General features: G+C 35.4%; 2 protein-coding genes and 1 pseudogene. All 3 read left to right on the forward strand.

Annotated features, from left to right (window positions below):
* Positions 1-1,295, forward strand: a 1,295-nt coding sequence (locus tag BKL49_RS12050) for a VENN motif pre-toxin domain-containing protein (protein ID WP_208607829.1), incomplete at its 5' end; no start/stop codon positions are given.
* Positions 1,296-2,029: 734 nt separating this feature from the next.
* Positions 2,030-2,329, forward strand: a complete 300-nt coding sequence (locus BKL49_RS12055) for a hypothetical protein (RefSeq protein WP_143530856.1) — start codon at positions 2,030-2,032, stop codon at positions 2,327-2,329.
* Positions 2,330-2,641: 312 nt separating this feature from the next.
* Positions 2,642-2,894, forward strand: a pseudogene (locus BKL49_RS12065) (hypothetical protein); the annotation flags it as partial.

Consider the following 2,894-nt stretch of genomic DNA (forward strand, 5'->3'; position numbering starts at 1 on the left):
CACTTCAAGCGGCGGCACAAAACGACACGAATGGCGCGATAGTGGCACTTGCCTCGCCTTATCTCAACCAACAAATCCACGAATTGACAAAGGGCGACACAGCAAAAGACAAGGCAACCAACCTGATAGCCCACGCCTTGCTTTCAGCAGTAGAGTTCCAAGTGACGGGCAAAGACCCATTAACGGGAGCAATTGCGGGTGTGACGGGTGAAGCGACAGCCGAACTTCTCACTAAGGCAATTTATGACAAAGCCCCGAATCAACTGACGACAAGTGAGAAAGAAAACATCAGCACCTTAAGCCAACTGGCGGGCGGTTTGGCAGGGGTACTCACATCGAAAGCTAATGACACCACAGACCAACAAGGCGGTACTTTTATTACGGCAACGGCAGGGGCTGAGACTGCTAAGAGGGCGGTGGAGAATAATTACCTTTGGGAAGAGGAACAAAGAGAGTTTGAGAAAAAAATGCTTGAGTGCAAATCTAAAGGGCAGGATTGTACCTCTATAGTTAAAGAATACTTAGATAGAAGTAATAAAAGAAGCCGTGAGCTTTATGAAAATTGCGATAATGGGGGGATTAGATGTGCAGGTATGGAGGAGGTGATTGATGTTTCCACTAATATCGCACGAGCTAAATACGATACTTCAGGACGAATCCTGATGAGTGAGGCATTACAAGATGATGATACGATCAAGATAGTAAATTATGTCAATGAAAGAGACCTAAGATTTTTAAAAGATAGAGTATCTGCTACAGATAGATTAGCGTATCAAGTTGCAGATATAACTAATTGGCCTTTTTTACTTGTTGGTGCAAGAAATTTATTAACGAATAACTCTAAGAGTGCGTTTGTTTCAGCAGGGATCGGTATGGGTGCAAATGCAGGAGTGCAATATTATTTTAATAAAGATGTGGATATTGTTGATGTACTTTCATCAGGAGCTTTAGGAAAAATGACAGCAGGCAAAAATTACACAACAACGGTTAATACGAACATGATAGGTTCATATTATACAAGTAAAGTGAAAGGAGAGGATGATAGTGAGTCCGCATATTCTGGATTCGTATCAGGAATATCTTCTAAGGTGGGTTATCGAGCAGGAAACTTTTTAGAAAACAAATTAAACCCAATATTTAATCCTGCAAGAAATAAATATTCTTGGAAAGAATTGGGATATTTGGGTATTTCTTATCAGCAAAGTCCTAGTGCGATACCTAGTAGATTTGGAAATATAGTAGATTCAATTGCATCAGAAGCAGTTAGTAAGCCATTGTCTAAGGATGAAAAGTAGTAATGATAAGGAAGTTATTTTACCTGATATGTGCTAGTGTAATATGTTCTATTTCTATTACACTTTTAACTGTATTCTTCTTTTCGCTAGATTATATAAGCACAGGAAATTTTGATTATCATAAACTTATTAAAGTATTTAATTTTTCATTTTTTACTAGCTTTTTGGTAATAATTATATCTCTTTATGAAAATAGATCTTAGCGAGCGTAGTGTGTGTGAAACATTATTTCACGAACGAAAAATCAATACGTGCTTGAATGGTTTACCATTCAAGCATTCTACTCTTATTGGATTAGTATCAGTAGCATCTTATAAGGTAGGCTATCGAACAGGAAACTTTTTGGAAAACAAATATTTCTGATTCTTATATATCAGAAAGAGTTAATAAATATTTTTCAGATCAAAAAATATTAAAAGATGAAATGTTAAAATATAAAGATAGCAATAAATGATGAAATACTTCTTTTTTTACTTATTATCATGTTTGTTATGTTTTATCGCTTTTGAATTAATTTTAGGTGGTTTTGATTATCTAGTTTATGGACGTTTTACTGGAAATTTGCCATATAGTTACAGCTATTTATTTTATTTTTGATATAAAAAATAAATAAGTAAATAAATTATAGTAATAATGATAAGGAAGTTATTTCACCTGATATGTGCTAGTGTAATATGTTCTATTTCTATTACACTTTTAACTGCATTTTTTTGTTAGATTATAATGGTAAAGAAATGAATTCAGATGATTTAACTAAATCGGGGATTGATATTTTTTACTCAACAGCTACAGGAGGAGTTGCATCAGGTATGCCGGTGCTCCCTGCTATTGGTCTAGGAGTAACAGTTGATTGGGCTAAAGATAATGGAAAATATGATGTGGTTAAAACTACAGGAGGTAACGTAATTGGAGCAGCTATTGGTTTTAAATTAGGTAGTAATCCTATAACACCAGTAGTAAGGGAAGTTATAAATAACGTATTTGACAAAGAATATGATCGAGTAATTAAATCAGGAGAAAATATTGAAAAGTAAGATCTTTGATATTTTTGAAATGTCGATATATATTTTTGGCATGATATTCCTATTAATTTTTTATAAAGTTGATTTTAACCTATATAAAATTAATTTCTTAGAATTATTAAAGTGGTATCCTTTTGTTTTATTTTTTCTATGGTTGCAGCTTTTATTAAAAAATTATAGTAAGCGTAGGGTGTTTGGATTTGAAAAATCCACGCACATGGTTATGTATCTTGGCAACCGTCAAAATACGGATCAAATTGGGCGCATTTACCATACGATTTATTAGGCAAGATCTCCAATCGTATCATCTACGACTCGAAACAAGTGAGTGCCGGCGCGAGCGGTTCGATAGCTTATGGCTCGGGCGGCGGTGCATCGGTGAATGCGGCGTATAGCAAAGCGAAAGTGGATTATGCCCAAGTGAAAGAACAAACGGGCATTCAAGTGGGTGAGGAAGGGATGAATGTCACAATCCATCAGCATACGCAATTAAATGGTGCAGTCATTGAAAGTGAAGCGGAAACAGAGAAAAACCGCTTTAAGACAGGTTCAATCAGCCATACCGATATAGAAAATC

The sequence above is a fragment of the Rodentibacter myodis genome (assembly GCF_001999305.1).
Classification (GTDB): domain Bacteria; phylum Pseudomonadota; class Gammaproteobacteria; order Enterobacterales; family Pasteurellaceae; genus Rodentibacter; species Rodentibacter myodis.